This window comes from Massilia eburnea, from assembly GCF_050709955.1.
Lineage (GTDB): Bacteria > Pseudomonadota > Gammaproteobacteria > Burkholderiales > Burkholderiaceae_D > Rugamonas > Rugamonas eburnea_A.
The window spans coordinates 77,799-104,221 of the sequence record NZ_JBNZFX010000021.1 but is presented as its reverse complement, the minus strand read 5'-3'; the positions used below and the strand labels follow the sequence as shown (position 1 = coordinate 104,221).

The following is a 26,423-nucleotide window of genomic DNA, read 5'->3' as shown; positions in this document are numbered from 1 at the left end:
AAAGAGATTCCACTACAATGCCGCATGGCTTCCACGACCGTCGTTCTTCCCTTCGCATTGCCGCCCGCCGAACTGGCACCGGAACTTTCCCGCCACCTGCAGGCGCCCGCCCTTGCGACTTTACTCTCGCGCAATAACTTTCTAAAAAAGCACTTTATCGGCGACGAAAGCCGCATATTGCCGCATGAAGCGTGGCTGGCCAATGAGCGCGGAGCCCTCGCCGCGGCCGTCATGCACGGCTTTGGCCTGGCCCCGACGGAAGGTTTTTGGTTCGTCGTCCATCCAGTCCACATCCAGCTTGCCCGCAACCATCTGGTCCTGGCGGATTCGCGCCGACTGCGCCTGGACGAGGCTGACGCGCGCGTGCTGTTCGAGCTGGCCAAGCCATTTTTCGACGAACTGGTTTGGGGCGATGCCGAAACCTGGTTCATGCGCGCGGATGGCTGGCAGGGCCTCGATGCCGCCTCGCCGGACGCCGCCATGGGCAGCAACCTGGCCGACTGGATGCCCGTCGGGCCGACCGCCCTCGCCTTCAAGAAGCTGCAGAATGAGATCCAGATGCTGTGGCACGAGCATCCCGTCAACGAAGCCCGCCAGCAGCGCGGCCTGGCCCCCGTGAATTCGTTCTGGATGTGGGGTGGCGCCAGCGCCGGCTCGTCCGCCGCCTCCGGCGCACCGGCGCAAGCACTCGCGGTCGCCACTGGCGCGGCCCCTTCCTGGCTGGCCGCCATGGGAACACCGGGCCTCAAGGCGGCTCCTGGAGAGAACGGCACCTTCGTCCTGCCTCATTTGATCTCCAGCGGAGCCGGCAACGACTGGGGCGCCTGGATTGGCGCCATGCAGAAGCTGGAGCACGAGTGGTTCGGCCCTTTGCTGGCGTCCGTGCGCGATGGCCGCACGACCAAACTGACAATGATCCTGACCGGCCGCGATGGCTGGACCGAAATCCGCACCAGTAAATCCGCCCTGCGCAAATTCTGGCGCGCACAGAACCTGAAGAACCTCACGCAATGACCCGTATCGCCATCCGTCCCTGCCCGTCGCAGGAAGCCGAACTGCTGCGCCAGGGCGGCGTCCACCCCGTGCTGGCCCGCCTGTTTGCCGCGCGAGGCCTGAACAACCCGGCAGAACTGTCCAGCGAACTGGCCGCCCTGATGCAGCCTTCCGGCCTGCTGCATATCGACCGCGCCGCGGAATTCCTGGCCGATTCCATTGCCGCCGCCAAACGCATGGTCATCGTGGCCGACTACGACTGCGACGGCGCCACCGCCTGCGCCACCGCAATTCGCGGCCTGCGCGCGATGGGCGCCAACGTGGACTTCATCGTTCCCAACCGCTTCGAGTACGGCTACGGCCTGACGCCGGAGATCGTCGAGCTGACCGCACGTGAGAAGTCGCCCGACATCATCATCACCGTCGACAACGGCATCGCCAGCATCGAAGGCGTGGAAGAAGCCAAGCGCCGCGGCATCGACGTCGTGGTCACCGACCACCACCTGCCCGGCGACAGCCTGCCGGATGCCCGTGTCATCGTAAACCCCAACCAGCCTGCCTGTGGCTTCCCGTCCAAGCACCTGGCCGGCGTCGGCGTGGTGTTCTACGTGCTGCTGGCACTGCGCGCCGAAATGCGCCGCCGCGGCGTGTTCGACGCCCAGACCCAGCCCAAGCTGGACGCCCTGCTGGACCTGGTCGCTTTGGGCACAGTTGCCGACGTGGTGCGGCTGGACAGCAATAACCGCATCCTCGTCGCCCAAGGCCTGAAGCGCATGCGCGCCGGCCGCATGCACCCTGGCGTGGCTGCCCTGTTCCGCGTTTCCGGGCGTGCGGCACATACCGCCTCTCCCTTCGACCTCGGTTTCGCCCTCGGCCCGCGCCTGAACGCGGCCGGCCGGCTGGAAGACATGTCGCTCGGGATCGAATGCCTGCTGACGGACGATGAAACACGCGCCTGGGAACTCGCACAGCAGCTTAACGACATCAACCTGAAACGCCGCGAGATCGAGGCGGAGATGCAGGATGCCGCCCTGCTGCACCTGGACGATTTCCAGCCGGCGGACAGCACCACGATCTGCGTCTACGACGACAGCTGGCACCAGGGCGTGATCGGCATCGTGGCTTCGCGCCTGAAAGAGCGCTTCTACCGCCCGACCATCACCTTTGCCCCAGCCGGCGACGGCATGATCAAGGGCTCCGGCCGCTCGATCCCCGGCTTCCACCTGCGCGATGCGCTGGACCTGGTGTCCAAGCGCGCGCCCGGCGTGATCGACAAGTTCGGCGGTCACGCCATGGCGGCAGGCCTTAGCCTGCGCGCCGAAGCCTTTGAGCACTTCTGCGCCGCCTTCGAGGCAATCGGCCAGGCCTGGCTGACCGAATCGCAACTGGAACGCGTGGTGGAGACCGACGGCCCGTTGGAAGACGGCTGCTACACGACCCAGTTCATCGAACTGCTCGATGGCCAGGTGTGGGGACAAGGCTTCGCGCCGCCGGTGTTCTGCGATGAATTCCGCGTGCTAAGCCAGCGTATCCTGAAAGACCGCCACCTCAAGCTGATGCTGGAGAAGAAAGGCGTGCGTTACGACGCGATCTGGTTCGGCCATACCGATGCGCTGGGGGAGCGAGCCCGCGTGGCCTTCCGCCTGGATGCCAACGAATACAACGGCGTGACCCGCGTCCAACTGCTGGTGGAGCACGCCGAAACGGCCTGATTACTGCTTCTTGCAGTCGCAAACGCGTTCGCCCTTGTCGAACACTATGCGCCATTTGCCCGGAGCCTCGAGGCGCCAGACCGAATTGAAACGGGCGGTGATCTTCCCTTGCGGGTCGCGTACCGGGCCGGAAGAATGCGCCAGCGTGCCCGAATCAAGCACCTCGACCTGGTCGGGTTCCCAGCTGAACGGCGCTTCCGGCTTTTCATAAAAGGCCTTCCACTCCGCAGCAACCGTATCCTTGCCGCGCAAGGCTTTCGGTCCGCTATAGAAGATCGTCTCATCGGCCAGGAATGTCACGAAAGCCTGGTGGTCACGTTTGGCCATGGTGGCGGCAAAGGCGCGCTCTGTGTCGGCCACCTGCTGCTTCAATTCCGCATTACTCGGTGGTACAGGCAGGCTGGTGCACGCCGTCGTAGCAGCAATAGCCGCCAGCAGGATCATCTTTTTCATCTTGTCTCCGCGCTTTGTTTGGTCGCCAAATACTAGCAAAGGCGATAACACAAGTCATCCCTTTCGCCGGCCGGCCGCGCGCACAACAGCGCATCGTGCCCCAGTCGCTGCCCGCCGCCCAGCTTTGCGCCTGCGCTCGCGCCAGGGCCGAAATGCACGCGAGCTTCGGCCTGAATGCCGCTATCGCCAGCAGCCGAGCGCCATAACTGCGACAAGGCCTGTGCACCCCTCCCACCAGGCAGGAATGCCTGGGCCAATTGCCGGCCCAGCGGCCCGACATGGACCCGCACGGCGCTATCGGACCGCCACACGCGCTCACCCAGCAGCGCTCCCTCACCGCAGCGTGCATTTCCGCATCCGAGGATGGTGGTTTGCCCCTGCGGCAGCCTCTCCCAACGAGCGGCAAACTGCTCGATCCGTACCGGCACGCCCAGGGCATGCGAAAACTGCTCGCCAAGCGCCCTCGCTCTCAGAGTGCCGCGTTGGGCTGGAACTGAAGGTAACGCCGTGTATTCGGGTCGTCCTTCGCGCCACGCCGTGCAAAAGGCATCGATTGCCGGCGCCGACAACAGGTCGACAAATGCGCGCGCGGTGGCCCCGCCTGCGCGGGCGACGGCATCGGTGTAGCAGTAAGGCAGCGCACCGGCCATGCCAAGCAGTCCTATACAGCCAGGCGTCACGACGCTCCCATCGGCCGCCGCAACATCGCTCGCAGGGAACGCCAGCGACACGGCGTTACGCCATTCAGGCTCGCCAAGCAATCCTGCCAACTGAAAGATGTCGAATCCGTAGCCGTATGCGCCGGCTGCGCTCACTCCAGCAGCGTGCCGGCATTCCTCGCTTTGCATCGCATCAGCTCCTCGCCTGTGACGGCTGATGCCAGCACCAGCCGGGTAAAAGTGTTCATGTGTGCGCATTCGCCAAAGAATCGGTCCATGACCTGCCCAAACAACAGCAGGCCGCAGCCTGCGAATGCCGCTTCATCTACCTGCAGCCGGATTTCGGTACCAATCAGCGGCGCGGCGCGGCCTGGGCGCAAGGTCGCGGCTTGGGCCTTCAAGGCGTGCACTGAATTGATGATTGCGTGGCTCGCGGGAGAGTTATCGATGGCCTGGGTTGCCATCAACTCGCGCAGCGCGCACGCGTCAAGCGGCAGGTGGTCCAGTGCCAGCAGGGAGTTGAGCTGCCAGCGGCAACCGGCGCCACGTGCGGGGCGGGCCAGCACTTTATAGCGTTCGCAGCAAGTCACGTCTATCGAAGCAACCGCGCCAGGCGGCCGGGCCCGCGCGCCGTGGAATGCGATGCGCCATTCATGGCCGGGCGGGGAATGCTCGACTCGGCGCGCAACCCACCCCACGTCTTCCGCCCCGCCTATGTGAACCCGGTCGATGCTGAAGATTTCCAGTTCGGGCGGAACAGAGACCAGGTATTCGCTTTGGCGCCCGTCGATTCTGACCGGCGCCGCGGCGGCACGCTGCAGGCAAGCGCGTGCCGTCCAGCCGGCACGGAGGTGGCCGGCTTGCAGCGTTTCCAGAATGGGCAGTGCGGGCACTGGCAGCCTTAACGTGCCACGGCCGCCGCGCGCAAACGAGGAGAGCTCCAGGCGCAGGATATTGAAGCGCGCGGGAAAGCTGAAATACTCGCGCAGCAGCGCCAGCCCGGCATGCGCGCCCGGCGCACGTGGAAGCAGCGCTTCTGCCGGGTCCAGCCCAGTCGGCGCGAACGGCCAGCATGCAAGCAGGACATTGCGAAGCGCGGCACTGAACGCAGCGTCGCCGTCGATGAAGATGTCCAGGGTGTCGGCAGGCTCCGGGCCAAGATCGACCTCGAGCTCAATCGAAGCCGGCGGGCCGGGTCGATAACGGGCGGCGACGACCGCAGCCTGCCGCTCAGGGCCGATCCGGCACGCCGGAACGGGCGTAGCTGCTCGGGAAAATGCAGCTCAAGCAGATGCTCATCCTGCTGGCAGCGCGCGCGCTGCAGGGCCAATGCGGTGCGCGCGTGAAGGGTGGCGACGCCCTGCACCAAGCGGTCGACGTGGATGTCCGGCGGCCCATCCTGTGCGCCAAGCTGCATGGCGAGGCCCGGATGCCGCTCAGCCATCGCTGCGGCGTTCGCCCTGAAGCGCCGCAATTGCCCCTCCAGCGCCGGAAGAATTTTCTCCATCGCGCGACCCTGTTCGATGATTTAGTGCAATATTGGCAGCAGGCAGCTCTCCCCGTTTTGACTCCGCACAAACACATTCAACTTGAAATAGATGCGAAAATGGAGTATAAAGAATCCATAAACGGAGGATATATGAATCCCGCATTTGCCTACCCCAACAGCGAATACACCATCCCCAGCCGGTGGACCTGAGCCGCAAAGAGGAACGTGAACGCCTGTCGCACGCAGCCCTCAAGGGTTTTTTCAAACTGGTCGCCGCCTGGAAACTGCGCGACGACGACGCCCGCGAACTGTTGGGCGGACTGTCGAGCAGCGCCTTCTACGAATGGAAAAAGCACCCCGACCGCGTGCTTGAAGTCGACCGCATCACGCGCATCTCCTACCTGCTGGGCATCTACAAGTCCCTCCACATCATCTATGGCGACAAACTGGCCGACGAATGGATCAGCCTAGCCAACCGCAACAGTATTTTTGGTGGCCGCACCCCGCTCGACTACATGGAAGCGGGCGGCCTGCTCGCCATGCAAACCGTGCGCCAATTGCTCGACGCTCGTCGCGGAGGCCTGTAATTGCCGCCACTCCGCCTGCTGCGCAATTCGACACCGTGCGCCTGATCCCGTCGCGCTTTGTCTATAAAGAAGATTCCGTGCTGGCCGCCCTCGCCGATAACGACGCCGAGCTGCACCAGCTATTTGAACTCGATAACGCCACCAATGCCCGCCTGCGCGCCGAACATGGCGGCGCCATCGGCATCGGCATCGAAGAACTGGTCTATTACGTCCCCAACTACCGCAGCATCAATGCCGCGTTCACCTACGCCCGCCCGCAAGGCAGCCGTTTCAACGATGGCCAGCGCGGCGCCTGGTACTGCGCCTTCGAACATGAAACTGCCCTGGCGGAAGTCATCTTCCACAAGACCGTGGAATACGCCGAGATCGACCGCTTCGACGACAGCGTGAGCTACCAGGCCCTGCTTTCGGACTTCAGCGCCCAGTTCCACGACATCTGCGCCCAGCCGGAATACACCGACTGCGTGGACCCGGGCAGCTACGTCGCCTCGCAACGCCTGGCGCGCAGCCTGCTGGCCGAAGGCTCGACCGGCATCATTTATCCGAGCGTGCGCCGCGAAGGCGGCACCAACCTGGCCTGTTTCCGTCCCGCGCTGGTGGGCAATGTTCGCAAAGGCCCGGCGTATCGGTTAACATGGCGGGGTTCGCCGGCGGCTATCGTCGAGCAGATTCCCACGATTTAAGAGTTGAAAATGCAGCTGAAACCAGAAAAAGACGCGGAACTCCGCGCCAAAGTGAACCGCGAAACCGCACGCATCCCATGGAGCGAATTGCTCAAGCACTTCGCCCAGGGCAATGTGGTGTGGGTGGCTGATGAACTGGACCTGGTGGACGTCGCCGTGCGCATCGCCCACGACGACAAGTCCAGCATTTCAGTCTGGATGGAGGCCGGCCAGGTCGCCAAGGTCTCCGACCAGCAATGCCAGGAATGGATCGCCAGCGACGCCCACCTGTGGGCCAGCGTCGTCAGCCCGTTTATTCTCGTCCAGCAGGAGAAGCGGAAGCCTCACTGAGGCTAAGGTCGATCGCGTACAACGCGTAGCCTTTTCCGCTTCCATCATCTTCCTTCAGCACCGATACGCCGGCCAGTCCGGCTTCCCGCGCCAGCGCCAGCTTGCCCGGTGCTGAACGGAATACCACCGCCCCCTTCGTCTTTGCCGACGCAAAGCGCCAGCTACGCCCGATCCATTGGCTGCGCGGGTCAGGTTCCGCACCGACTTGATGTAGGCGATCAGCACCGCGCGGTTATTGTCCGGCGAAGCGAAAATGGTCTTGCTGCCGTCCAGCCCCGGGAAGCCGCCGCCACCGCTGGCGCGGAAGTTATTGGTTGCGACGATGAATTCCTGCTCCGCCCGTACCGGTTGGCCGCGCCATGAGAGGCCCTTGATACGCTGGCCGGGCGCTTGCGTTACGTCGATCCGGTAACGCACGTCCGGATCGGTCAGCATATCGAAATTGAAGCCGGCGAAGCCGGTATTCACCAGTTCCTGCGGTTCACTGCGCGTTGGATCGATCGTGTTGAAGCGGCCGGCAGCCTTCTCCAGCCAGGCTTTCAGCGTTGCGCCATCAACCTTCACGGCATGCAGGTCGTTCGGGTACAGGTAAAGATCGGCGGCGTTGTTCAGGGCCATTTTGCCGGGAGCGACGTCGGTGTAGTCAGCCACGCCGGCAGCGCCGGTCTTGAATGGCGCGGACATCGACAACACCGGCAACTGCGCGTATTGCGGCATATTGGCCTGGATATGGCGGCGCACGTAGTCAGCCTGGGCCTGGTTCACGACCTGGATCGCCGACACGTCGCCGACGTTGGCAAAGTAAGCCGACATGCGGAAGTCAGTGTCGCCAATCGGCGTCTTGACATAGGCGATGGTCGCCTCGTGTTCGGCCTTTACCAGCGCGGCCACTTCCGGGTCTGGTTCAACGAAGCTGCGGTCGGCGCGCTGGATACCGCGCGTTTCCACCTTCGCCGCGCCGGCATCGGCGATCCAGCGCTGGCCGTCGTGGCGCAATGCAAGCTGGATCACGCCCAGGTGCTTGCCCCACAGGCCCGGCATCACCGTCGGCACGCCATGTACGCGTCCCTGCACTTTGTCGACGCCTGGCAGGTTGAAGCCGGCCGCCTTGCTGGCAGCGTTCGGAAACACGTCGTGCGAATGCCCCAGCAGCAGCGCATCGATGCCCGGCACCTGGGCCAGGTACAGGCTGCCGTTCTCCATCGAAGGCGCGTACGCGGCGCCATCCAGCCCCGCGTGCGAGATCGCCACGATCACTTCCGCACCCTTGGCACGCATCTCCGGAATGTAACGCTGCGCGGTCTCGCGCCAGCCTTCGGTGCGCACGCGGCCCTCCAGCCAGCGCTTGTCCCAACCCATGATGGCGGGCGTAGTGAAACCGATGATGCCCACCTTGACGGTCGCCGCAAGCGGCTTGCCATCCGGCCCGGTTGCGCTCACCTGCTTCTCAATGATGCGATACGGATCAAACAGCGGGCGGCCGGTGCGCGCGTCGACGACATTCGCCAGCACCACCGGGAAAGCCGGGCCGGCACAGGGCTGGGCGCGAACGTTCGCGCCTTCCGTGCCAAAACGGCTGGCGCTGACCTGCCCCAGGAAATCCAGGCCCCAGTTGAATTCATGGTTGCCAACCGAGCCACCTTCAAAGCCCAACGCATTCATGGCCTTGTAGATAGCCAGAGCTTGGCCGCAACCAACGGGGGCCACCAGCGCCTGGTAGTCACCCAAGGCCGTGCCCTGAATGGTGTCGCCGTTATCGAGCAGCAGCGAATTCGGGAATTCCTTGCGCGCCTGGCGAATCAGGGTCGCCGTGCGCTCCAGCCCCAGCGAGGCATCCGGCGCCAGCTTGTAATAGTCGTAGCTACGGACATTGGCGTGCAAGTCCGTCGTCTCAAGGATCGCGAACGTGGCCTGCGAGCCTTGCGGCGGCATGGCGGGAATGCTGCTGCAGGCGGCCAGCAAGGCAGCAGCCGGCACGGTGAAAAGGATGCGCATTAACTATCTTTTGAATTGAAATTTACTGATGAATATTTGCCACGCGCCATTGATATCGCCCTTGCAATCCAAAGAATTGCACATTGCACTCTGGTGCGCTGGAAACCGACTTGCAAAATTATATGGAAACTTTGCAAAAGCGCCACGTTGACGCAAATAAATGTTTGAATGTCAATACCCGGACGTATGATCCATCTCAACCTTCAGCCATCCGCCAAAAGGAAAAGATCATGAAAATCCGCGCCGCGCTGACCTCGATCCTGCTCCTCACAGCATCACTTGCGCAAGCGGGTCCCAACCTGGTGTTAAACGGAGATTTCGAGAATCTCGACGTCAGCATGTGGACGCTTGCCAGCCCGGGTGGCGGCGGCCAGGCCTTCGACGTAGACGTAACGGGCTCCCCGCTGGCCGATGGCACCAACCGCGTGTTCGGCGATCTGAATACTACCGAACTCGGCTTCCTGCGCCAAACAATCAGCACGATTGCCGGCGCCACCTACCAGCTCAAGTTCGACCTGCAACGCTGGACCACCGACCCGCAATTCCCGCCGGATAACCAGGCCCAGGTCAAGTTCGGCGTCACCACCGTCTTCAACGAATCGGACCTCACCGGTGACTGGGGCACCCACACCCTGATCGTGACCGCGCTCTCGGCAAGCACGCTGCTTGAATTCGGCAACTTCAACAACGACCCCATCTATTGGAACCAGCTCGACAACATCAGCCTTGAGTTCCTGCGCGGCCCGAACGATCCGGGCGATCCGGACCTCCCTGAGCCCGCAACGCTGGCATTGCTGGCTGGCGGTCTGGTGGCCCTACGTTTCAGCCGCCGCCGCACCACCCGCTCCTGACCCTTTCCATCCACTGAAACGGCCGCAACGCCCCGGCCGGGGCGCTTGCACCTGCAAGGAGGCTGCATGTCCGAACCGTATCTCGCAGAAATCCGGATGACGGGATTTCAATTTGCACCCAAGGGCTGGGCCCTGTGCAACGGCCAGATCCTGCCCATCAACCAGAACCAGGCGCTGTTCTCCATCCTCGGCACCACCTACGGCGGCAATGGCCAGACCACCTTCGCCCTGCCCGACCTGCGCGGCCGGGTGCCGGTTCACATGGATGCCGCCTTCAACCTCGGACAACAGGCAGGCGAAGCCAGTCACACGTTGATCGCCAATGAGATGCCGGCACACAGCCACAGCCTGGGCATCTCCACGGCCATCAGCCACCAGGCCGACCCAAGCGGTCGTGTCCTGGGCAATGTGGAAGCCGGGGCGCTCAACTACTACGCGCCGCAGGACGGCACGGCCACGCTGGCGCCCAACACGGTGGGCAATGCCGGCGGCAGCCAGCCACACGAGAATATGCAGCCCTACCTGACCATCAACTTCATCATCGCGCTGCAGGGCATCTTCCCTTCGCAGAGCTGAACCAGACCGGAGCCGGCGCAATGAACAACTTCATCGGCGAGATTCGCCTGTTCGCGGGTAACTTCCCGCCACTCGGTTGGGCTTTTTGCGACGGCAGCCTGCTGTCGATCGCACAGAACACCGCCCTGTTTGCCCTGATCGGCACCACCTATGGCGGCGATGGACAAACCACCTTTGCCCTGCCCGACCTGCGCGGACGCGTGCCGCTGCACCAGGGCACCCAGCCCGGAACCAGCAACAGCTACGTCATGGGCCAGCAAGCGGGCGTCGAAACCGTGACGCTGACCAGCAACCAGATCCCGTCACACAATCACAGCGCAAGCGCCAGCACCGCGCTGCCGCCTGCCACCGGCACCGGCATCAACCTGACGGGGCCAGCGACTTATGTGCCGGCGGCGCCCTCCAAGCCCAAGTTCTATGCACCAGCCGGTTCCGCCACGGTGGCCATGTCGCCTCAGGCGATCCAGCCGGCAGGAGGCAACCAGCCTCACAACAATATGGCTCCCTTCCTGGCGCTCAGCTTCATCATCGCCATTGAAGGCATCTTCCCTTCGCAGAGCTAGTCGAGGAGTCCAGCATGGCAGAGCGTTATATTGGCGAAATCCGCATGTTCAGCGGCAATTTCGCACCCGTAGGATGGGCAATGTGCAATGGCCAGCTCCTTCCCATTGCGCAGAACACCGCACTGTTTTCCATTCTCGGCACCACCTACGGCGGCAACGGCAAAACCAATTTCGCCCTGCCGGACCTGCGCCAGCGCATTCCCATGCATGCCGGCACCGGCCCAGGGCTCAGTCCCCGCGACCTGGGCGAGCAAGGCGGCGAAGCGGCGACTACGCTGACCGCACTCCAGTTGCCGTCCCACAGCCATGGCATGACCGCCTCCAGCGCAACAGCTTCCGTGCAATCGCCGGCCAACGCACTGCTTGCCAAGCCTGTGACGATCAGCGCGCCCTATCACGAAGCGACGTCGTTGGCACCTTCGCCCCAGGGGCCGCTTGGCACGGCAGGCGGCAGCAGCGTGCATAACAATCTTCAGCCCTACCTGGTGGTCAACTTCATCATTGCCTTGAGCGGCATTTTCCCGCCCCGTAGCTGACTGACAATGAACAGCCAGGTCATTTTGCGGCCCGCTGGAACCGGCGACCAGGATTTCCTGCTGGCGCTGGTCGAGAGCACGCGCGAGGACCTGGCCATTCTCGACCACACTATCAAGGCCATGCTGGTTCGCATGCAGTACGAAGCCCAGATCAACGACTACCGTCGCCGCTTTCCCGGCATGAAGGAAAGCATCGTGCTGGTCGATGGCGCCGCAGCCGGCCGGATGTATGTTGCCCGCAGCCAGGACGAGCTTCGCCTGGTCGACATCAGCGTCCTGCGCCCATTCCGGCATCGAGGCATCGGCACCACCCTGCTGGCTCGGCTGCAGGAGGAAAGCCAGCACGCTGGTCTCCCCTTACGCTTGCATGTTTTGCAAGGCAACCCAGCCAGCGCGCTGTACCGCCGGCTTGGTTTCCAGCCGGGCGAAACGGACGGCATGTACCTGGCCATGGAATGGCACCCTATCTTATTAAAGGAATAAGTCATGGAACGTCGCAACTTCATCCTCGCCGCCGGAAGCCTGGTAGGCGCCCCGGCCGTAGCGCGCGCAGCATCGCTGGCAGCGCTGCCGCCAACGCCCACTACGCTGCGCATGGCTGGTTTCCGCAATCTGGTGGGCCAGCAATTCATCGCCTTCCAGGGCAAACGCGGCAGCTCGCTCGACCTGCTGGCGGTGCGCCCTGGCAAGGAAGTGCCGCACCAGGAGCAGTTCACCCTGCTCTTCAGCGGGTCGCCAGGCCTGGATGCCGGAATTTATGAAATCGACAACCCTCTATCAGGGCGCATGTCCATCTTCATGGAGCCGGCCGGGCGTGGCCCGGCAAGCGGCTTGGGCGCCCTCTACCGCGCCGAATTCAGCCTCCTCGTGTGAGCTGCCCGATGCGGCGGCCTCTGAGGTATAATTTCAGGTTCGATTTAACAACTATCAGACCTGAAAAACCATGGAAGCTGAACGCATCAATTCCCTCGCCAACCTGCTCGCGGACCTGACCAACCGCGAAGCCGAACTTCGGAGGTATCTTTGACTTCGATAAGAAGTCAGAGAAACTGGAACAACTGAACGCCGAACTTGAAGATCCGGCCGTTTGGAACGACCCGAAAAAAGCCCAGGACATGGGCCGCGAGAAAAAAGCCCTTGAAGGCGTGGTCCTGACCTTGCAGAAGGCAGAAAGCGACCTGCGCGACATGAACGAACTGTTCGCGATGGGTAAGGAAGAAGGCGACGACGACACGCTCGAAGCCGTGATTGCGGATACCGCCGACATCCAGAAGATCATCGAACAGATGGAATTCCGCCGGATGTTCAGCAATCCGATGGACCCGAACAACTGCTTCATCGACATCCAGGCCGGCGCCGGCGGTACCGAAGCCCAGGACTGGGCATCCATGCTGCTGCGCCAGTACCTGCGTTATTGCGACCGCAAGGGCTTCAAAGCCGAGGTGCTGGAAGAGTCCGAAGGCGAAGTTGCCGGCATCAAGACCGCCACCCTGAAAGTCGAAGGCGAATACGCTTACGGCCACCTGCGCACCGAAACCGGCGTGCACCGTCTAGTGCGCAAGTCGCCGTTCGACTCCTCGGGCGGCCGCCACACCTCCTTCGTGTCGCTGTTCGTGTACCCTGAAGTGGATGATTCGATCGAGATCGAGATCAACCCGGCGGACCTGCGCATCGATACCTACCGCGCATCGGGCGCCGGTGGCCAGCACATCAACAAGACCGACTCCGCAGTGCGTATTACCCACGGCCCGTCCGGTATTGTGGTGCAGTGCCAGAACGACCGCTCGCAGCACCGCAACAAGGCGGAAGCGATGGACATGCTGAAGGCCAAGCTGTACGAACTGGAACTGCGCAAGCGCATGAGCGAGCAGCAGTCGCTGGAAGACTCCAAGACCGACGTGGGCTGGGGCCACCAGATCCGTTCCTACGTGCTGGACCAGTCCCGTATCAAGGACTTGCGCACCGGCTTCGAGACCGGCAACACCGGCAAAGTGCTGGACGGCGACCTGGACGACTTCATCTCCGCGTCCCTGAAGCAAGGCATCTAAAGCATGACGCAGCAGCGCGCCTTCATCTTCGACATGGACGGCACCATCGTCGACAACATGGGTTTCCACACCCGCTCGTGGCTGGAGTTCTTCGGCCGCCGCGGCCAGGCTGTCGACGAAGCGGCGTTCTTTGCCGCCACCGCCGGCCGCACCGGCCACGAGATCATGCGCCAATACCTCGGCGAGGGCCTGGCGCATGACGACGTGACCGCCCTGATCGGCGAGAAGGAAGTGCTGTACCGCGAAATCTACGCTCCCCATTTGCGCGCCGTGGAAGGCTTCGGCGCCCTGGTGAGCGCAGCGCAGGCCGCCGGCATCCGCCTGGCGGTCGGCACCGCCGCCCCGCCCTGCAACGTGGACTTCACGCTGGACGGCCTGGGTGTGCGCGAACTGTTCGACACCGTCGTCGGCGCCGCCGACGTCAAACGCGGCAAGCCGGAACCCGACGTGTTCCTGCTGGCGGCCGAACGCTGCGGCGCCGATCCGGCGCACTGCATCGTGTTCGAGGACGCGCCTTTGGGCGTGGAAGCAGCGCGCCGAGCCGGCATGCGCTGCGTCGTCCTGACAACCACTTTGCCTGCTGAAGCGTTTAAGGCGTTCGACAATGTGATCTGCATTGCGCGCGACTTCAGCGAAATCGATATCAATACACTGACAAACCATTAAAACCATGACTACGGAAAACCAAGTGCAAGACCAGGCACCAGGCCAGGACGACAACAAGATCATCGCCGAGCGCCGCGCCAAGCTGGCTGCCATCCGCGAGAAACAGAGCGTCGCCTTCCCTAACGATTTCCGCCCTCAGCACAAGGCTGCCGACCTGCACGTGCAGTATGGTGAGAAGACCCGTGAAGAACTGGAAGCCGCACAGGTTCCCGTCGTCATCGCCGGGCGCATGATGCTGCGCCGCGAAGCAGGCAAGAAAGCCGCCTTCGCCACCCTGCAAGACTCCTCCGGCCAGAAGGCCGACGGCCGTATCCAGATCTACGTGACCCTGGACACTACCGGCGAAGAGGCGATGGAAGCCTTCCGCGGCTGGGACCTGGGCGACATCCTGGGCGTGACCGGCACCCTGTTCAAGACCAAGACCGACGAACTGACCGTCAAAGTCAGCGAGATCAAGCTGATCACCAAGGCCCTGCGTCCGCTGCCGGACAAGTTCCACGGCCTGGCCGACCAGGAAACCAAATATCGCCAGCGCTACGTCGACCTGATCACCAGCGAAGAAACCCGCCGCACCTTCAAGGCGCGCACCGCTGCGATCTCCTCGATCCGCCGTTTCATGGAAGCGAACGAGTTCATGGAAGTCGAAACCCCGATGCTGCACCCGATCCCGGGCGGCGCATCGGCCAAGCCTTTCATCACCCACCACAACGCGCTGGACATGCAGATGTTCATGCGTATCGCTCCTGAGCTGTACCTGAAGCGCCTGGTGGTGGGCGGCTTCGACCGCGTGTTCGAGATCAACCGCAACTTCCGTAACGAAGGCGTGTCGGTTCGTCACAACCCTGAATTCACCATGATGGAGTTCTACGCGGCGTACACCGACTACGAATGGATCATGGACTTCACCGAAAAGGTAATCCGCCAGGCAGCGGTCGACGCCAAGGGCACCGCTGTGCTGACCTACGGCGGCCGTGAACTGGACCTGTCCAAGCCGTTCCAGCGCCTGACGATCTGCGGCGCCATCAACAAGTACGCCCCTGGCTACACCGAAGCGCAGCTGAACGACATGGCCTTCCTGAAGGCCGAGCTGCTGAAATTCGGCGTCAAGCCATTCGCCACCTCGGGCCTGGGCGCGCTGCAGCTGGCGCTGTTCGAAGAAACCGCCGAAGCGCAACTGTGGGAACCGACCTTCATCATCGACTACCCGATCGAAGTGTCGCCGCTGGCCCGTGCTTCCGACACCCGCGAAGGCATCACCGAACGCTTCGAACTGTTCATGGTTGGCCGCGAAATCGCCAACGGCTTCTCCGAGCTGAACGACGCTGAAGACCAGTCGGCACGTTTCCTGGCCCAGATGAAGGCCAAGGAAGCCGGCGACGACGAAGCAATGTACTACGACGCCGACTTCATCCGCGCGCTGGAATACGGCATGCCGCCAGCCGGCGGCTGCGGTATCGGCATCGACCGCCTGATGATGTTGCTGACCGACTCGCCAAACATCCGCGACGTGCTGCTGTTCCCGCACCTGCGCAAGGAAGACTAAGGCAAGCCTTACGGACGAGCCCGTGTCACACCTTGGGGTCAGGCCCCAAGGTGTGACACGGGCTCAACTGTTACTGGATCACCCGGTAGCAAGGCGTATATGCCTTGCCCGCCAGCTTCATCCGGCTCTGCGCCACGAAGGATGCCAGCAACGCATCCATCGGCCCCATGATTTCCTTGTCGCCGTGGATCTCGAAGTGGCCGTACTTCTCGATAGTGCGGATGCCCTCTTCCTTCACATTGCCCGCCACCACCCCCGAAAACGCCCGGCGCAGGTTGGCCGCCAGCACGTGCACCGGCTGGTTCTTGTGCAAGCTCAGGTTGCGCATGTTCTCGTGCGTCGGCGAGAACGGACGCTGGAACTCGTCGTCGATCTTCAGCGCCCAGTTGAAGTAATAGGCATCCGAGCGCGATTTGCGGTATTCGCGTACTTGTTTCATCCCTTCCTGCATCTCCTGCGCCACCAGCTCCGGATCATCGACGATGATCTTGTAGCGCTGCTGCGCCTCCGTGCCCAGGGTCAAGCCGATGAACTCATTGATCTGCACGAAGTACTCGCGCGCCGTTTCGGGGCCGGTGAAGATCAGCGGGAATGGAATCTCCGCATTATCCGGATGCAGCAGGATTGCCGAGGATATACAGGATCTCTTCCGCCGTCCCTGCGCCGCCCGGGAACACGCAAATGCCATGGCCGACGCGCACGAAAGCCTCCAGGCGCTTCTCGATATCAGGCATGATCACCAGGTCGTTGACGATCGGGTTCGGCGATTCGGCGGCGATGATGCCAGGCTCCGTGATACCCAGGTAACGCCCGCCCCGTAAAGCGCTGCTTGGCGTGGCCGATGGTGGCGCCCTTCATCGGCCCCTTCATCGCGCCAGGGCCGCAGCCGGTGCAGATGTCCAGGCCGCGCAAGCCAAGCTGGTAGCCCACTTCCTTCGAATAGTTATATTCGGCGCGGTTGATCGAATGGCCGCCCCAGCACACCACCAGGTTCGGATTGAGCTGCGGCTTCAGCACATTCGCATTGCGCAGGATATGGAATACCGCATCGGTAATGCCCTCGCTGCGGGCCAGGTCGAATTTCGGATTCCCGGTCACTTCGTTACTGACGAAGACAATATCGCGCAGCACCGCAAACAAGTGTTCGTGGATACCCTTGATCATCTTGCCATCGACAAAAGCGATGGCCGGAGCCCCTTTGATTTCGAGCTTGATGCCGCGTTCACGCTGCAGGATGTTGATATCAAACGACTTGAAGCGATCCAGCAATTCCTTTCCATCGTCGATCGTGCTGCCGCAATTCAGCACCGCCAGGGCGCAGTTGCGGAACATGTTATAGAGACCGCCCTTGCCCGAGTCGAGCAGTTGGACCACCTCCGCCTTGGACAGGACTTCCAGCCTGCCCTCCGGAGCGATGAGAGTGTCGACAACGTTGCTGTCCATGATACATAAATCCTTTTATTTAACTTTTGGGGACTGCATCTCCAATATACGCTCTTGGTGTGCTGATTCACAGACACAAGCTTGGCAAACATACCACATTGCTGCTTTGCAGCACGCGAAATTGCCCTTCAACGGCGCGGGGTAGATTACAATTCGGCTTTTTTCGACCAGGAGAAACCGCATGAGCGGTCCTACCACGCAAACCACCGAGGTTAAAATTCCTGAATTCAGGCAGATCATGGGTCACCCTGCTCCGCTCTGGATGCTGTTTATGTCTGAATTCTGGGAACGCTTTGCGTTTTATGGGATTCGCTGGGCGCTGGTGCTGTACATCGTTTCGCAGTTCTACGGCGGCGATGCATCGGGCCAGGCGGCGGCCAACCTGACTTACGGTTCTTACCTGGCGCTGGTGTATGCCGGCGCACTGTTCGGCGGCTATGTCGCTGACCGCGTGCTGGGCTACCAGCGTTCCATCCTGCTCGGCGCAGGTTTCATGGCGGCCGGTCTGTTCATGATCGCCATTCCCGACCCGACGATCTTCAAGTTCGGGCTGGCGACCATCATCGTCGGTAACGGCATGTTCAAGCCGAACATCTCGACCATGGTCGGCAAGCTGTACTCGATGGGCGATACCCGCCGCGATTCCGGCTTCACCATCTTCTACATGGGCATTAACGTCGGCGGCTTCCTGGCCCCGATCTTCACCCAGTTGCTGGCACAGAAAGTGTTCGCAACCGGCGACACCCCAGCCTACAAGATCGTGTTCATCTCCGCTGGCGTTGGCATGATCATTTCGCTGTTCTGGTTCTACCTGGGCCGCCGCGGCCTGAAGGGCATCGGCGAACCGGCACCGGAAGCCAAGGATCCAAAGCGTATCGCTTACGTCGCACTGGGTGCACTGGCCGTGATCCCTGTCGTCTATGCCCTGCTGGCAGTCGGTGCAGCAGCCCTGCAAGGCGTGCTGTCCGTGCTGTTCCTGATCCTGGTGGCGATGCTGATCGTCGAAGGTGTGCGCAACGGCCCTGTGGCCCGCGACAAAACCATCGCCATGATGGTGATCTTCGCCTTCAACATCATGTTCTGGTGCTTCTTCGAACAGGCTGGCTCGTCCTTCACCTTCCTGGCCGACCAGATCGTGAACCGCGAGCTGGGCTTCATGACCTTCCCGGTCGCCTGGTTCCAGTCCGTCAACTCGCTGGCCATTATCTTCTTCGCGCCGGTTGTGGCAGCGATCTGGGTCTGGATGGGCAAGCGTGGCCAGAACCCATCGATCCCACGCAAATTCGCACTGGGCATTATCGGCAACGGCCTGGCCTTCGGCCTGCTGATGTACGCGCTGACCCACCTGGTCGACGACAAGAAAATGATCCCGTTCTGGACCCTGTTCATGGTCTACGTGATCCAGTCCATCGGTGAGCTGTGCCTGTCCCCGATCGGCCTGTCGATGGTCACCAAGCTGGCGCCGACCCGCCTGGTTGGCATGGGCATGGGCGGCTGGTTCCTGTCCACCGGCATCGGCAACAACCTGTCCGGTATCGTCGCTTCGATGATGTCCGGCGAACATGGCATGACCGTGGAATCGGCGCTGACCGGCTACACCCAGGGCTTCTGGATCCTGATCGGCGGCGGCGTGCTGCTGTTCATCCTGGCCCCGTTCATCCAGAAACTGATGCACGGCGTAAAGTAAAAAAATGGGGTACGTCCCCATTTTTCAGGCAATAGAAAAGGCAGCTTCGGCTGCCTTTTTTATTAGTTGGCGGTGAGCCAGGCGTCGAGCCTGGCTTCGGCTCCCGCCGGCAAATGCAGGCCAAGCTTGGAGCGGCGCCACAGGATGTCGGCCGCGCTCACAGCCCATTCCTTGCGGCGCAGGTAGTTCACTTCCGCTGCGTACACTCCCGGCAGGATCTCTTCTCCCATGTCGGCCAGCGATGCGCAGCCTTCCAGCAGGGTGTGCACCCGGGTGCCATATGCGCGTGCGTAGCGCTTCACCAGTTCCTGCGGCAGCCAGGCGTACTTCACCTGTAGCGCACCGGCCCAGCCGCAAAATTCCAGCACCGAACGGTTCTGCGGCACGGCCCCGAACAGGTCGCCGCCTGGCAGGCAGGCTTTCTCGGTCCAGCCTTTTTCGGGCCGGCCGAGCGCCTTGCAGAGGATGTCCACCGCGTCTTCGGCCAGCTTGCGGAAGGTCGTGATCTTGCCGCCGAAAATGTTCAGCAGCGGCGCGCCGTCCTTGTCGATTTCCAGGAAGTAGTCGCGCGTCACAGCTTTCGCATCGGTGGCGGCATCTTCCAGCAAAGGGCGCACGCCGGCGTAGGTCCATACCACGTCCGCCGGGCGCACCGGCTCGCGGAAGTAGTCGCTCGCCAGTTCGCACAGGTAGCGGATCTCGCTTTCTTCAATCGCTACGCGCTGCGGATCGCCCTTGTATTCAAGGTCGGTCGTGCCAATCAGGGTGAAGTCGCGTTCATACGGGATGGCAAACACGATGCGGCCATCCTTGTTCTGGAAAATATAGGCCTGGTCATGTTCAAAGATGCGGCGCACCACGATATGGCTGCCTTTGACCAGGCGCAGGTTGCGCGACTGCTGTTTGCCGCCGGCCGACTGGATGAAGGACTGCGCCCAGGGGCCGGCGGCGTTGACCACCGCGCGCGTGGTGATGCGTTTTTCGGTGCCGTCGGCCTTGCGCAGCGTGGCCACCCAATGGTCGGCGTGACGCTCAACGCCAACGCAACTGGTGCGGGTCAGGATGCAGGCGCCTTTGGCGCAGGCGTCCATGGCATTCAGCACTACCAGCCGGGCATCGTCGACCCAGCCATCGGAGTACTCGAAGCCGGCACTGAAGGACTCCTTCAACGGCCGCCCCGCCGGGTGGCGGCGAAGGTCGATGCCGCGCGAACCAGGCAGCAGCTCGCGCTTGGCCAGCATGTCGTAAAGGAAAAGGCCGGCGCGTATCAGCAGTGCCGGCCGCTGGCCCGCGTCATGCGGCATCACAAAACGCATTGGCCACATGATGTGCGGCGCACTGCGCAACAGCACTTCACGTTCGGCCAGCGCCTTGCGCACCAGCCGGAATTCATAGTATTCCAGGTAGCGCAAGCCACCATGAATCAACTTGGTGGAGGCGGACGAAGTGTGCGATGCCAAGTCGTCCTTCTCGCACAATACGACGCACAGACCACGGCCCGCCGCATCGCGCGCGATTCCCGCCCCATTAATCCCGCCGCCAACTACCAGTACATCGCAATCTACGTCCGCCATGCGCTCCCCGACTACTGTTTATAAACGACGCCTTCTTTCATCACGAATCCTACCTTCTGCAGCAGGGTGATGTCTTTCAATGGATCGCCCGCCACCGCCACGATGTCGGCCGCAAAACCCGGCTCCAGCGAACCAAGGCGGCTGGACTGGCCCAGCAGCGACGCGGCGCTGAGCGTGGCGGAGCGGATTGCCTCCAAGGCCGGCATGCCCGCCTCCACCATGTAGGCGAATTCCTTGGCATTCTCGCCATGCGGGAAAACGCCGGCATCGGTGCCGAAGGCGATCTTCACGCCCGCCTTGTAGGCTCGCGCAAAAGTGCCCTGGATCTGCGGTCCGATGGCAGCCGCCTTCGGACGCACCAACGGCGAATAGTAACTCGGTTCCTTGGCCTTGTCGGCGACATACCTCCCCGCGCTGATGGTCGGCACGTACCAGCCACCGGTCTTCTTGAACAGTGCAATCGTCTCGTCGTCCATGAAGGTGCCGTGCTCGATCGAGTCGACGCCGGCTTTCAGGGCGCGTTTCATGCCTTCCGCACCGTGCGCGTGCGCGGCAACCTTGAAGCCATAGTCCCTGGCGGCGGCGATCAAGGCCTTCAGTTCAGCGTCGTCGAACTGCGAGTTCATGCCGCTGCTGGCCTGGCTCAGGACGCCGCCGGTAGCCGTAATCTTGATCACGTCCGCTCCTTCCTGATAGCGCGCACGCACGGCCTGGCGGGCCTCGTCGGGGCTATTGACGACGCCTTCATCCGGGCCGGGAGTGCCGTGCAGGTGGCGCAATTCGCGCGACTGGCCGTTGCTTGGGTCGCCATGGCCGCCGGTGGTGGCGATGGCTTTGCCGGACGTGAACATGCGCGGGCCGACAATGGCGCCGGTGTTGATAGCGCGCTTCATGGCGATATTCAGGCCCTCGTTGGCGCCCAGGTCGCGCACCGTGGTGAAACCGGCCTTGAGCGTACGTTCGGCGAATGCGACCGAATCGTAGGCGCGGTCGATGGCGTCCAGGGTCATCTGGCCGCGCAGGGCTTCGACCTGGGGCTGGGTCTGGCCGGTCAGGTGCACGTGCATGTCGATAAAGCCTGGCATGCAGGACATGGCGCCAAGATCCACGTCACCCTTGCCCTTGGTCGGCTCGATCGCCTTCACGGCGCCATTCTCAATGTAGACCGTGACATTTTCGCGCCATACGCCGCCTTTTACGTCCAGCAGGCGGCCGCAGTTGACCGTTTGCGTGGCGGCATTCGCCACTCCAATTGTCAGCAGCAGGCCCGCCGCACCCAGTTTCCTCATCGCCCAGTCTCCTTTTAACGTGTGGATTTTTCTCGCGCCGCCCACAAGAGCAGCCCCATGATTACAGCATAAGGCAGCAAGGACAGCAAATCCGCCATCGGCCCGCTGAAGAATGGATTGCTGCTTTCGGCCCACGCGGTGACCGCTGCATCGAAGTTGGTCATCACGCCCGCAGTGATCGCAATCACGATGCCGGCCAAGGCGCCGCCGGCGATATAGCCGGACGCCAGCAGCACGCCCTCGCTGCGGTCGCCCGCCGCCTGCAGCTCTTCCTGGTTCATCCCGGCGTATTGCGGCAGCTTGTTGTTGCGGCGGTCGGCCAGCCAGCGCAGCACGCCGCCGACCGCAATCGGCAGCGTGGCCGACAGCGGCAGGTAAACCCCCACCGCAAACGACAGCGACTGCACGCCCGACATCTCAAGGACCACGGCGATCATCACGCCCAGCATCACCAGCGTCCACGGCAGTTGCTGGTCGAGGATGCCCTTGATGATGTAGGACACCAGCACCGCCTTCGGTGCATCGTATTTGCGCACCTCGGTGCCATCGGGGCGCTTGTGGTGCGTACCGTTGATGCCGGGATCGACGAACCAGACAGCCTTGCCATCCGGCGCGACCAGGTATTTGCCTTCCGGACCGCCCTGCGCATCCGGTTTCTGCCAGACCTTGTAGCTGGCGCTGTCGCTGGCGGCCTGCGGGCCATCGAGGCGTGCAGTGACGGTAAGCCTGGAAGCATCGGTCGCCAGGCCCGGCGCAACCTGGGCCGCGGGCACATAGACCGTGCTGGAACTATTCAGCTGCAGCAGGATCGGGCCAAGCAGCAGGGCCGACGCCAGCGAGCCAACCAGCATGGCGTACTGCTGCAGGCGCGGCGTGGAGCCGACCAGGAAGCCGGTCTTCAAGTCCTGCGATACGGTGCCCGCGTTGGCGGACGCGATGCAGACAATGGCGCCAACCGACAAGGCAGTCACGTAATACTGGCCGCCGGTCCAGCCGACCATCAGGAAGATCAGGCAGGTAAACAACAGCGTCGCCACCGCCATGCCCGAAGTCGGATTCGAGGACGAGCCGATTTCGCCGGTCAGGCGCGACGATACCGTGGAGAACAGGAAGCCGAACACCAGGATCAGCAAGGCGCCCAGCAAATTCATATGCAGCGGGGCGGAAGCGGTGATCACGGCGATCAGGGCCAGGCAACCGATCACCACCCACTTCATCGGGATATCCTGCTCGGTGCGGCGCGTAACGTCAGCCTTGCTGCCCTTGCCCACGCCGGACAAGCCGGCCGCCAGGCTGCGCCAGATCATCGGCATCGCACGCAGCAGCGCAATCAGGCCACCGGCGGCCACCGCACCGGCGCCGATATAGAGAATGTAGGCGCCGCGCACGTCGTCCGGTCCCATCTCCGAAATCAGCATGGTGGCCGGCGCCAGCACGGTGGCCAGCGGGTCGCCGAAGAACTTGATCATCGGGATCAGCAGCAGGTAGGACAAGACGCCGCCCGCAGTCATGGTCAGCGCAATGCGCGGGCCGATGATATAGCCCACGCCAAGTAGTTCGGGTGAGACTTCAGCGCCGATCGAGCCACCCTTCAGCGGCGCGCCGAGCACAACCTCGGGCGTGTCCTTCCATCCCTTGAACGAGACGTTGAGGGCCTTGTACAGCAACCCGATGCCAAAGCCGCCGAAAATCAGCCGTGCCCGGCGACGCGCATCGCGCGCCGCTTCCGATTCGCCCTGCAATGGCTCGCCGGCGGCCTGGCGCGAAGAATCGCTGGCCGCGGCCTTCAACACTTCGGCGCAGGCAGTCCCCTCCGGGAATTTCAGCTCGTGGTGCTGGTCCACGATCATGGTGCGGCGCATCGGGATCATCATCAGGATGCCCAGCAAGCCGCCCAGCACGCCCACCAGCATCACGCGCCAGATTTCCAGCTCAAAGCCCAGGATCAGGATCGCCGGCATGGTCACGCCCAGTCCGAAGGCAATCGATTCGCCGGCCGAACCGGCGGTCTGCGCGATGCTGTTCTCCAGGATGCTGGCATCCTTGCCGCCCATTTTCCTGGCCAGGCCGAAGAAAGTGATCGCAATGACCGCTACGGGAATCGATGCGCTGACAGTCAGGCCGACTTTCAGCACCAGGTACAGCGAGGAAGCGCCAAACACCATGCCCAGCAAGGTACCGAGGAACAAGGCACGGAACGTCATCTCCGGCAGCCGCGCCTCATCGGGTATATAGGGACGGAACACGTAAATCCTTTTAGACTAAAACACCTAGGACTATGGCATATCTAGCAATGAAGTAGCAACTATCGAGTAGTCTATAATGCCCTCGACTTAGCAACCGAAAGAGCTGATTTGATCAATCGTCCTTCCTGGCTGAACCGCCGTAACGTTATTCGCGCCGGTGTCGGCGCAGGCCTCACCGCCCTGGCCGGCGGCATTGCCTTGGCATGTTATGCGGCCTTTGTGATCCGCCCTAACCTGCCTACGCTGGAAGCGGTTACGGATTACCGCCCCAAGATCCCGCTGCGCATTTACACGGCGGACAAAGTGCTGATCGGCGAATTCGGCGAAGAGCACCGCGATTTCACCCCGATCGCCGAAGTGCCCGACCTGATGAAGAAGGCCGTACTGGCGATTGAAGACTCGCGTTTCTACGAGCACGGCGGCATCGACTGGGTGCGCGTGCTGGGCGCCATGCGCGCCAACCTGCGCGGCAGCTTCCGCCAGGGCGGTTCCACCATCACCATGCAGGTGGCGCGCGATTTCTACCTGAGCAAAGACAAATTCATCTCGCGCAAGCTGGCCGAGGCCATGCTCGCCTATCGCATCGAGGATGCGCTGGACAAGGACAAGATCCTTGAGCTGTACATGAACAATATCTACCTGGGCCAGCGTTCCTACGGCTTCTCCAGCGCCGCCCAGGCCTACTTCGGCAAGTCGCTGAAGGAGTTGTCGATTGCCGAAACGGCGATGCTGGCAGGCCTGCCGCAAAACCCTTCGCGCAACAACCCTGCGGTCAATCCGAAGAAAGCGCGCTCGCGCCAGCAAGTGGTGTTGCGCCGCATGTTCGAACTCGAATACATCACCGAGGCACAGTACGAAAAGGCCAAGAAGGAACAGCTTCACGTCAACCACCGCGGCCAGGAATTCGATGTCCACGCCGAATATGTGGCCGAACTGGCGCGCCAGGCCGTGTTCGCGCAGTTCAAGGAAGAGAGCTACACCAAAGGCATCAACGTCTACACCACCATCCAGTCGCGCGACCAGGACGCGGCCTACGATTCGGTGCGCCGCAACGTGGTGGCCTACGACCAGCGTCACGGCTACCGCGGTCCGGAAGCGCATATCGAACTGCCGGCCGACGAGGACGAGCGCGGCGATGCCATTGACGAAGTACTGGGCAAGCGCGTCGTCAGCGATGGCCTGATCCCGGCCGTGGTGCTGGAAGCCAGCCCAACCCTGGTCAAGGCCGAAACCTCGGACGGCGACGTGCTGTCGATCAGCGGCGACGGCCTGAAACTGGCCGCATCCGCCTTGTCCAGCAAGGCCAAGCCTGCCACTGCGATCCGTCCCGGCGCCGTGATCCGCGTCATGCAGACCGAAAAGAAAGGCTGGGCCATCACCCAGGTGCCGCAGGTCGCCGCCGCTTTCGTGGCGCTGGACGCCAACACCGGCGCCTACCAGGCCATGGTCGGCGGTTTCGACTACGGCCTGCAAAAGTTTAACCACGTGACCCAAGCCTGGCGCCAGCCGGGTTCTTCGATCAAGCCGTTCATCTACTCCGCCGCCGTCGCCAAAGGCTTCGGCCCCGGCACGGTGATCGCCGACGAACCGCTGGAACTGCCGGGCAGCTCGATCGGCCAGCCGTGGAAGCCGCAAAACGACGATGGCAAGTTCGACGGCCAGGTCACCATGCGCCGCTCGCTGGCGGCATCGAAGAACGTGCCTTCGGTGCGAATCCTGCGCGCGGCCGGCCTGGATGACACCCACGCCTACCTGGCCCGCTTCGGCTTCGACCTGCCGCGCCATCCGAAGAACTTCACCATGGCATTGGGCACCGGCGCCGTCACGCCGCTGCAACTGGCCGGCGCTTACGCGGTCTTCGCCAACGGCGGCTACAAGGCCACGCCATACCTGATTTCGCGCGTCACCGACTCCAAGGGCGTGCCGATCATGGACATCCAGCCGCCTGCCCCGGCCACTTCCGGCGAACGCGTGCTCGATGAACGCAACGTCTTCATCACGGACAGCATGATGCGCGATGTGGCGCGCAGCGGTACCGGCGCCGCAGCTGGCCGCCTTGGCCGCCCGGACCTGGCAGGCAAGACCGGCACCACCAGCGATTCCTTCGACGGCTGGTTCGCCGGCTATGGCGGCGGCGTGGTGGCCGTGGCCTGGATGGGTTACGACGATCCCAAGTCGCTTGGCGGCCGCGAGTTCGGCGCCACGCTGTCGCTGCCGATCTGGATGGACTATATGCGCTCGGCACTGCCGAAGCATCCGCCGATCGACCGTCCGGCGCCGGAAGGCGTGGTGCAGTTGAACGGAGACTGGATCCTGGAAGAATACGCCAACGACCCGACGGTGCTGGCAATCGACATGGGCGAAATACCGGTCGAAGGCGAAGAGCCGGTGCCTGCCGACGGCACCCAGCAGCCCCCGGCAACGCCGGCATCGCCAACCCAGCCGGCCCAGCCAGCGCTCCAGCAGGTCCCGCCACAGCAAGCCCCGGTGGGTGCCTGAA

Annotated in this window: 21 protein-coding genes and 4 pseudogenes; 16 read left to right on the top strand and 9 right to left on the bottom strand. The window is 62.8% G+C overall.

Annotated elements, in window-relative coordinates:
* Nucleotides 1-24 precede the first annotated feature (24 nt).
* Both ACQ4MM_RS11955 and recJ read left to right on the top strand, forming a co-directional pair.
* A complete protein-coding gene (locus tag ACQ4MM_RS11955; RefSeq protein WP_431477568.1) occupies nt 25-1,014 on the top strand; it encodes a hypothetical protein in 990 nt (329 codons plus the stop codon).
* Nucleotides 1,011-2,705 (top strand): single-stranded-DNA-specific exonuclease RecJ, encoded by a 1,695-nt coding sequence (recJ, locus tag ACQ4MM_RS11950; RefSeq protein WP_431477567.1) that lies wholly within the window; start codon nt 1,011-1,013, stop codon nt 2,703-2,705. Before ACQ4MM_RS11955 ends, recJ begins: the two co-directional genes overlap by 4 nt.
* Here recJ and ACQ4MM_RS11945 read toward each other — a convergent pair whose 3' ends face one another.
* The 4 genes and pseudogenes from ACQ4MM_RS11945 to ACQ4MM_RS11930 all read right to left on the bottom strand — a co-directional run.
* A complete protein-coding gene (locus ACQ4MM_RS11945) occupies nt 2,706-3,158 on the bottom strand; it encodes a YybH family protein (protein ID WP_431477566.1) in 453 nt (150 codons plus the stop codon). It lies immediately after the preceding gene.
* A gap of 32 nt (nt 3,159-3,190) precedes the next feature.
* Nucleotides 3,191-4,006 (bottom strand): type VI secretion system baseplate subunit TssG, encoded by an 816-nt coding sequence (locus ACQ4MM_RS11940; RefSeq protein WP_431477565.1) that lies wholly within the window; start codon nt 4,004-4,006, stop codon nt 3,191-3,193.
* Nucleotides 3,970-4,899 carry a type VI secretion system baseplate subunit TssF gene (locus ACQ4MM_RS11935; RefSeq protein WP_431477606.1) on the bottom strand — a complete coding sequence of 310 codons (930 nt, stop codon included), beginning with the start codon at nt 4,897-4,899 and terminating at the stop codon, nt 3,970-3,972. Before ACQ4MM_RS11935 ends, ACQ4MM_RS11940 begins: the two co-directional genes overlap by 37 nt.
* Before the next feature lie 230 nt (nt 4,900-5,129).
* Nucleotides 5,130-5,261 (bottom strand): annotated as a pseudogene (locus ACQ4MM_RS11930) (type VI secretion system baseplate subunit TssF); the annotation flags it as partial.
* A gap of 195 nt (nt 5,262-5,456) precedes the next feature.
* Here ACQ4MM_RS11930 and ACQ4MM_RS11925 point away from each other — a divergent pair.
* From ACQ4MM_RS11925 to ACQ4MM_RS11915, 3 genes and pseudogenes are all read left to right on the top strand, one after another.
* A pseudogene (locus ACQ4MM_RS11925) lies at nt 5,457-5,893 on the top strand (MbcA/ParS/Xre antitoxin family protein).
* Nucleotides 5,893-6,576 (top strand): RES family NAD+ phosphorylase, encoded by a 684-nt coding sequence (locus tag ACQ4MM_RS11920; protein WP_431477605.1) that lies wholly within the window; start codon nt 5,893-5,895, stop codon nt 6,574-6,576. The pseudogene ACQ4MM_RS11925 and the gene ACQ4MM_RS11920 overlap by 1 nt, the downstream one beginning before the upstream one ends.
* A 9-nt stretch (nt 6,577-6,585) precedes the next feature.
* Nucleotides 6,586-6,906, top strand: a complete 321-nt coding sequence (locus tag ACQ4MM_RS11915) for a DUF2288 domain-containing protein (RefSeq protein ID WP_431477564.1) — start codon at nt 6,586-6,588, stop codon at nt 6,904-6,906.
* Here the strand turns inward: ACQ4MM_RS11915 and ACQ4MM_RS11910 are convergent.
* Nucleotides 6,869-8,901: pseudogene (locus ACQ4MM_RS11910) on the bottom strand (bifunctional 2',3'-cyclic-nucleotide 2'-phosphodiesterase/3'-nucleotidase). The gene ACQ4MM_RS11915 and the pseudogene ACQ4MM_RS11910 sit on opposite strands and share 38 nt — an antisense overlap.
* A gap of 230 nt (nt 8,902-9,131) precedes the next feature.
* Here ACQ4MM_RS11910 and ACQ4MM_RS11905 point away from each other — a divergent pair.
* From ACQ4MM_RS11905 to lysS, 9 genes are all read left to right on the top strand, one after another.
* Entirely contained in the window at nt 9,132-9,752 is a 621-nt protein-coding gene (locus ACQ4MM_RS11905; RefSeq protein ID WP_431477563.1) for a PEP-CTERM sorting domain-containing protein, read from the top strand.
* A 66-nt stretch (nt 9,753-9,818) separates the two neighbouring features.
* Nucleotides 9,819-10,328 carry a phage tail protein gene (locus tag ACQ4MM_RS11900; RefSeq protein WP_431477562.1) on the top strand — a complete coding sequence of 170 codons (510 nt, stop codon included), beginning with the start codon at nt 9,819-9,821 and terminating at the stop codon, nt 10,326-10,328.
* A gap of 20 nt (nt 10,329-10,348) precedes the next feature.
* A complete protein-coding gene (locus tag ACQ4MM_RS11895; RefSeq protein WP_431477561.1) occupies nt 10,349-10,891 on the top strand; it encodes a phage tail protein in 543 nt (180 codons plus the stop codon).
* A 14-nt stretch (nt 10,892-10,905) separates the two neighbouring features.
* Nucleotides 10,906-11,427: a phage tail protein gene (locus ACQ4MM_RS11890; RefSeq protein WP_431477560.1), complete on the top strand. Its 522-nt coding sequence runs from the start codon at nt 10,906-10,908 to the stop codon at nt 11,425-11,427.
* Between the two features lie 6 nt (nt 11,428-11,433).
* Nucleotides 11,434-11,910 (top strand): GNAT family N-acetyltransferase, encoded by a 477-nt coding sequence (locus ACQ4MM_RS11885; RefSeq protein ID WP_431477559.1) that lies wholly within the window; start codon nt 11,434-11,436, stop codon nt 11,908-11,910.
* A gap of 3 nt (nt 11,911-11,913) precedes the next feature.
* Nucleotides 11,914-12,300 (top strand): DUF6916 family protein, encoded by a 387-nt coding sequence (locus tag ACQ4MM_RS11880; RefSeq protein ID WP_431477558.1) that lies wholly within the window; start codon nt 11,914-11,916, stop codon nt 12,298-12,300.
* Nucleotides 12,301-12,370: 70 nt separating this feature from the next.
* A protein-coding gene (prfB, locus tag ACQ4MM_RS11875) for a peptide chain release factor 2 (protein ID WP_431477557.1) occupies nt 12,371-13,475 on the top strand; the annotation gives its coding sequence in 2 pieces (ribosomal slippage) (nt 12,371-12,451 and nt 12,453-13,475; 1,104 coding nt in all).
* Between the two features lie 3 nt (nt 13,476-13,478).
* Nucleotides 13,479-14,141, top strand: a complete 663-nt coding sequence (locus ACQ4MM_RS11870) for an HAD family hydrolase (RefSeq protein WP_431477556.1) — start codon at nt 13,479-13,481, stop codon at nt 14,139-14,141.
* Between the two features lie 4 nt (nt 14,142-14,145).
* The gene (gene lysS / locus ACQ4MM_RS11865) at nt 14,146-15,684 is read left to right on the top strand and encodes a lysine--tRNA ligase (protein WP_431477555.1); all 1,539 of its coding nucleotides are present in this window, start codon (nt 14,146-14,148) and stop codon (nt 15,682-15,684) included.
* Nucleotides 15,685-15,754: 70 nt separating this feature from the next.
* Here the strand turns inward: lysS and ppnN are convergent.
* Nucleotides 15,755-17,127, bottom strand: a pseudogene (gene ppnN / locus ACQ4MM_RS11860) (nucleotide 5'-monophosphate nucleosidase PpnN).
* Between the two features lie 181 nt (nt 17,128-17,308).
* Here ppnN and ACQ4MM_RS11855 point away from each other — a divergent pair.
* Complete coding sequence (locus tag ACQ4MM_RS11855) at nt 17,309-18,814, top strand: peptide MFS transporter (RefSeq protein WP_431477554.1); 1,506 nt, start codon at nt 17,309-17,311, stop codon at nt 18,812-18,814.
* 62 nt (nt 18,815-18,876) lie between these two features.
* Here ACQ4MM_RS11855 and glpD read toward each other — a convergent pair whose 3' ends face one another.
* Genes glpD through ACQ4MM_RS11840 form a run of 3 tightly spaced genes read right to left on the bottom strand, consistent with a single transcriptional unit; the run spans nt 18,877 to nt 23,923 of the window.
* Entirely contained in the window at nt 18,877-20,388 is a 1,512-nt protein-coding gene (gene glpD, locus ACQ4MM_RS11850; RefSeq protein ID WP_431477553.1) for a glycerol-3-phosphate dehydrogenase, read from the bottom strand.
* 11 nt (nt 20,389-20,399) lie between these two features.
* A complete protein-coding gene (locus ACQ4MM_RS11845; RefSeq protein WP_431477552.1) occupies nt 20,400-21,677 on the bottom strand; it encodes an amidohydrolase family protein in 1,278 nt (425 codons plus the stop codon).
* A 14-nt stretch (nt 21,678-21,691) separates the two neighbouring features.
* Nucleotides 21,692-23,923, bottom strand: coding sequence for an OPT family oligopeptide transporter (locus tag ACQ4MM_RS11840; RefSeq protein WP_431477551.1), 2,232 nt, complete (start codon nt 23,921-23,923; stop codon nt 21,692-21,694).
* A 108-nt stretch (nt 23,924-24,031) separates the two neighbouring features.
* On the opposite strand from ACQ4MM_RS11840, the gene ACQ4MM_RS11835 reads away from it, so the two are divergent.
* Nucleotides 24,032-26,422, top strand: a complete 2,391-nt coding sequence (locus ACQ4MM_RS11835) for a penicillin-binding protein 1A (protein ID WP_431477550.1) — start codon at nt 24,032-24,034, stop codon at nt 26,420-26,422.
* Nucleotide 26,423: the final 1 nt, after the last annotated feature.

Excerpts from the sequence above, each read along its gene's own strand:
- ACQ4MM_RS11955 (WP_431477568.1), top strand. The coding sequence starts at position 25 with ATGGCTTCCACGACCGTCGTTCTTCCCTTCGCATTGCCGCCCGCCGAA.
- recJ (WP_431477567.1), top strand. The coding sequence starts at position 1,011 with ATGACCCGTATCGCCATCCGTCCCTGCCCGTCGCAGGAAGCCGAACTG.
- ACQ4MM_RS11945 (WP_431477566.1), bottom strand. The coding sequence starts at position 3,158 with ATGAAAAAGATGATCCTGCTGGCGGCTATTGCTGCTACGACGGCGTGC.
- ACQ4MM_RS11940 (WP_431477565.1), bottom strand. The coding sequence starts at position 4,006 with ATGCAAAGCGAGGAATGCCGGCACGCTGCTGGAGTGAGCGCAGCCGGC.
- ACQ4MM_RS11915 (WP_431477564.1), top strand. The coding sequence starts at position 6,586 with ATGCAGCTGAAACCAGAAAAAGACGCGGAACTCCGCGCCAAAGTGAAC.
- ACQ4MM_RS11905 (WP_431477563.1), top strand. The coding sequence starts at position 9,132 with ATGAAAATCCGCGCCGCGCTGACCTCGATCCTGCTCCTCACAGCATCA.
- ACQ4MM_RS11900 (WP_431477562.1), top strand. The coding sequence starts at position 9,819 with ATGTCCGAACCGTATCTCGCAGAAATCCGGATGACGGGATTTCAATTT.
- ACQ4MM_RS11895 (WP_431477561.1), top strand. The coding sequence starts at position 10,349 with ATGAACAACTTCATCGGCGAGATTCGCCTGTTCGCGGGTAACTTCCCG.
- ACQ4MM_RS11890 (WP_431477560.1), top strand. The coding sequence starts at position 10,906 with ATGGCAGAGCGTTATATTGGCGAAATCCGCATGTTCAGCGGCAATTTC.
- ACQ4MM_RS11885 (WP_431477559.1), top strand. The coding sequence starts at position 11,434 with ATGAACAGCCAGGTCATTTTGCGGCCCGCTGGAACCGGCGACCAGGAT.
- ACQ4MM_RS11880 (WP_431477558.1), top strand. The coding sequence starts at position 11,914 with ATGGAACGTCGCAACTTCATCCTCGCCGCCGGAAGCCTGGTAGGCGCC.
- ACQ4MM_RS11870 (WP_431477556.1), top strand. The coding sequence starts at position 13,479 with ATGACGCAGCAGCGCGCCTTCATCTTCGACATGGACGGCACCATCGTC.
- lysS (WP_431477555.1), top strand. The coding sequence starts at position 14,146 with ATGACTACGGAAAACCAAGTGCAAGACCAGGCACCAGGCCAGGACGAC.
- ACQ4MM_RS11855 (WP_431477554.1), top strand. The coding sequence starts at position 17,309 with ATGAGCGGTCCTACCACGCAAACCACCGAGGTTAAAATTCCTGAATTC.
- glpD (WP_431477553.1), bottom strand. The coding sequence starts at position 20,388 with ATGGCGGACGTAGATTGCGATGTACTGGTAGTTGGCGGCGGGATTAAT.
- ACQ4MM_RS11845 (WP_431477552.1), bottom strand. The coding sequence starts at position 21,677 with ATGAGGAAACTGGGTGCGGCGGGCCTGCTGCTGACAATTGGAGTGGCG.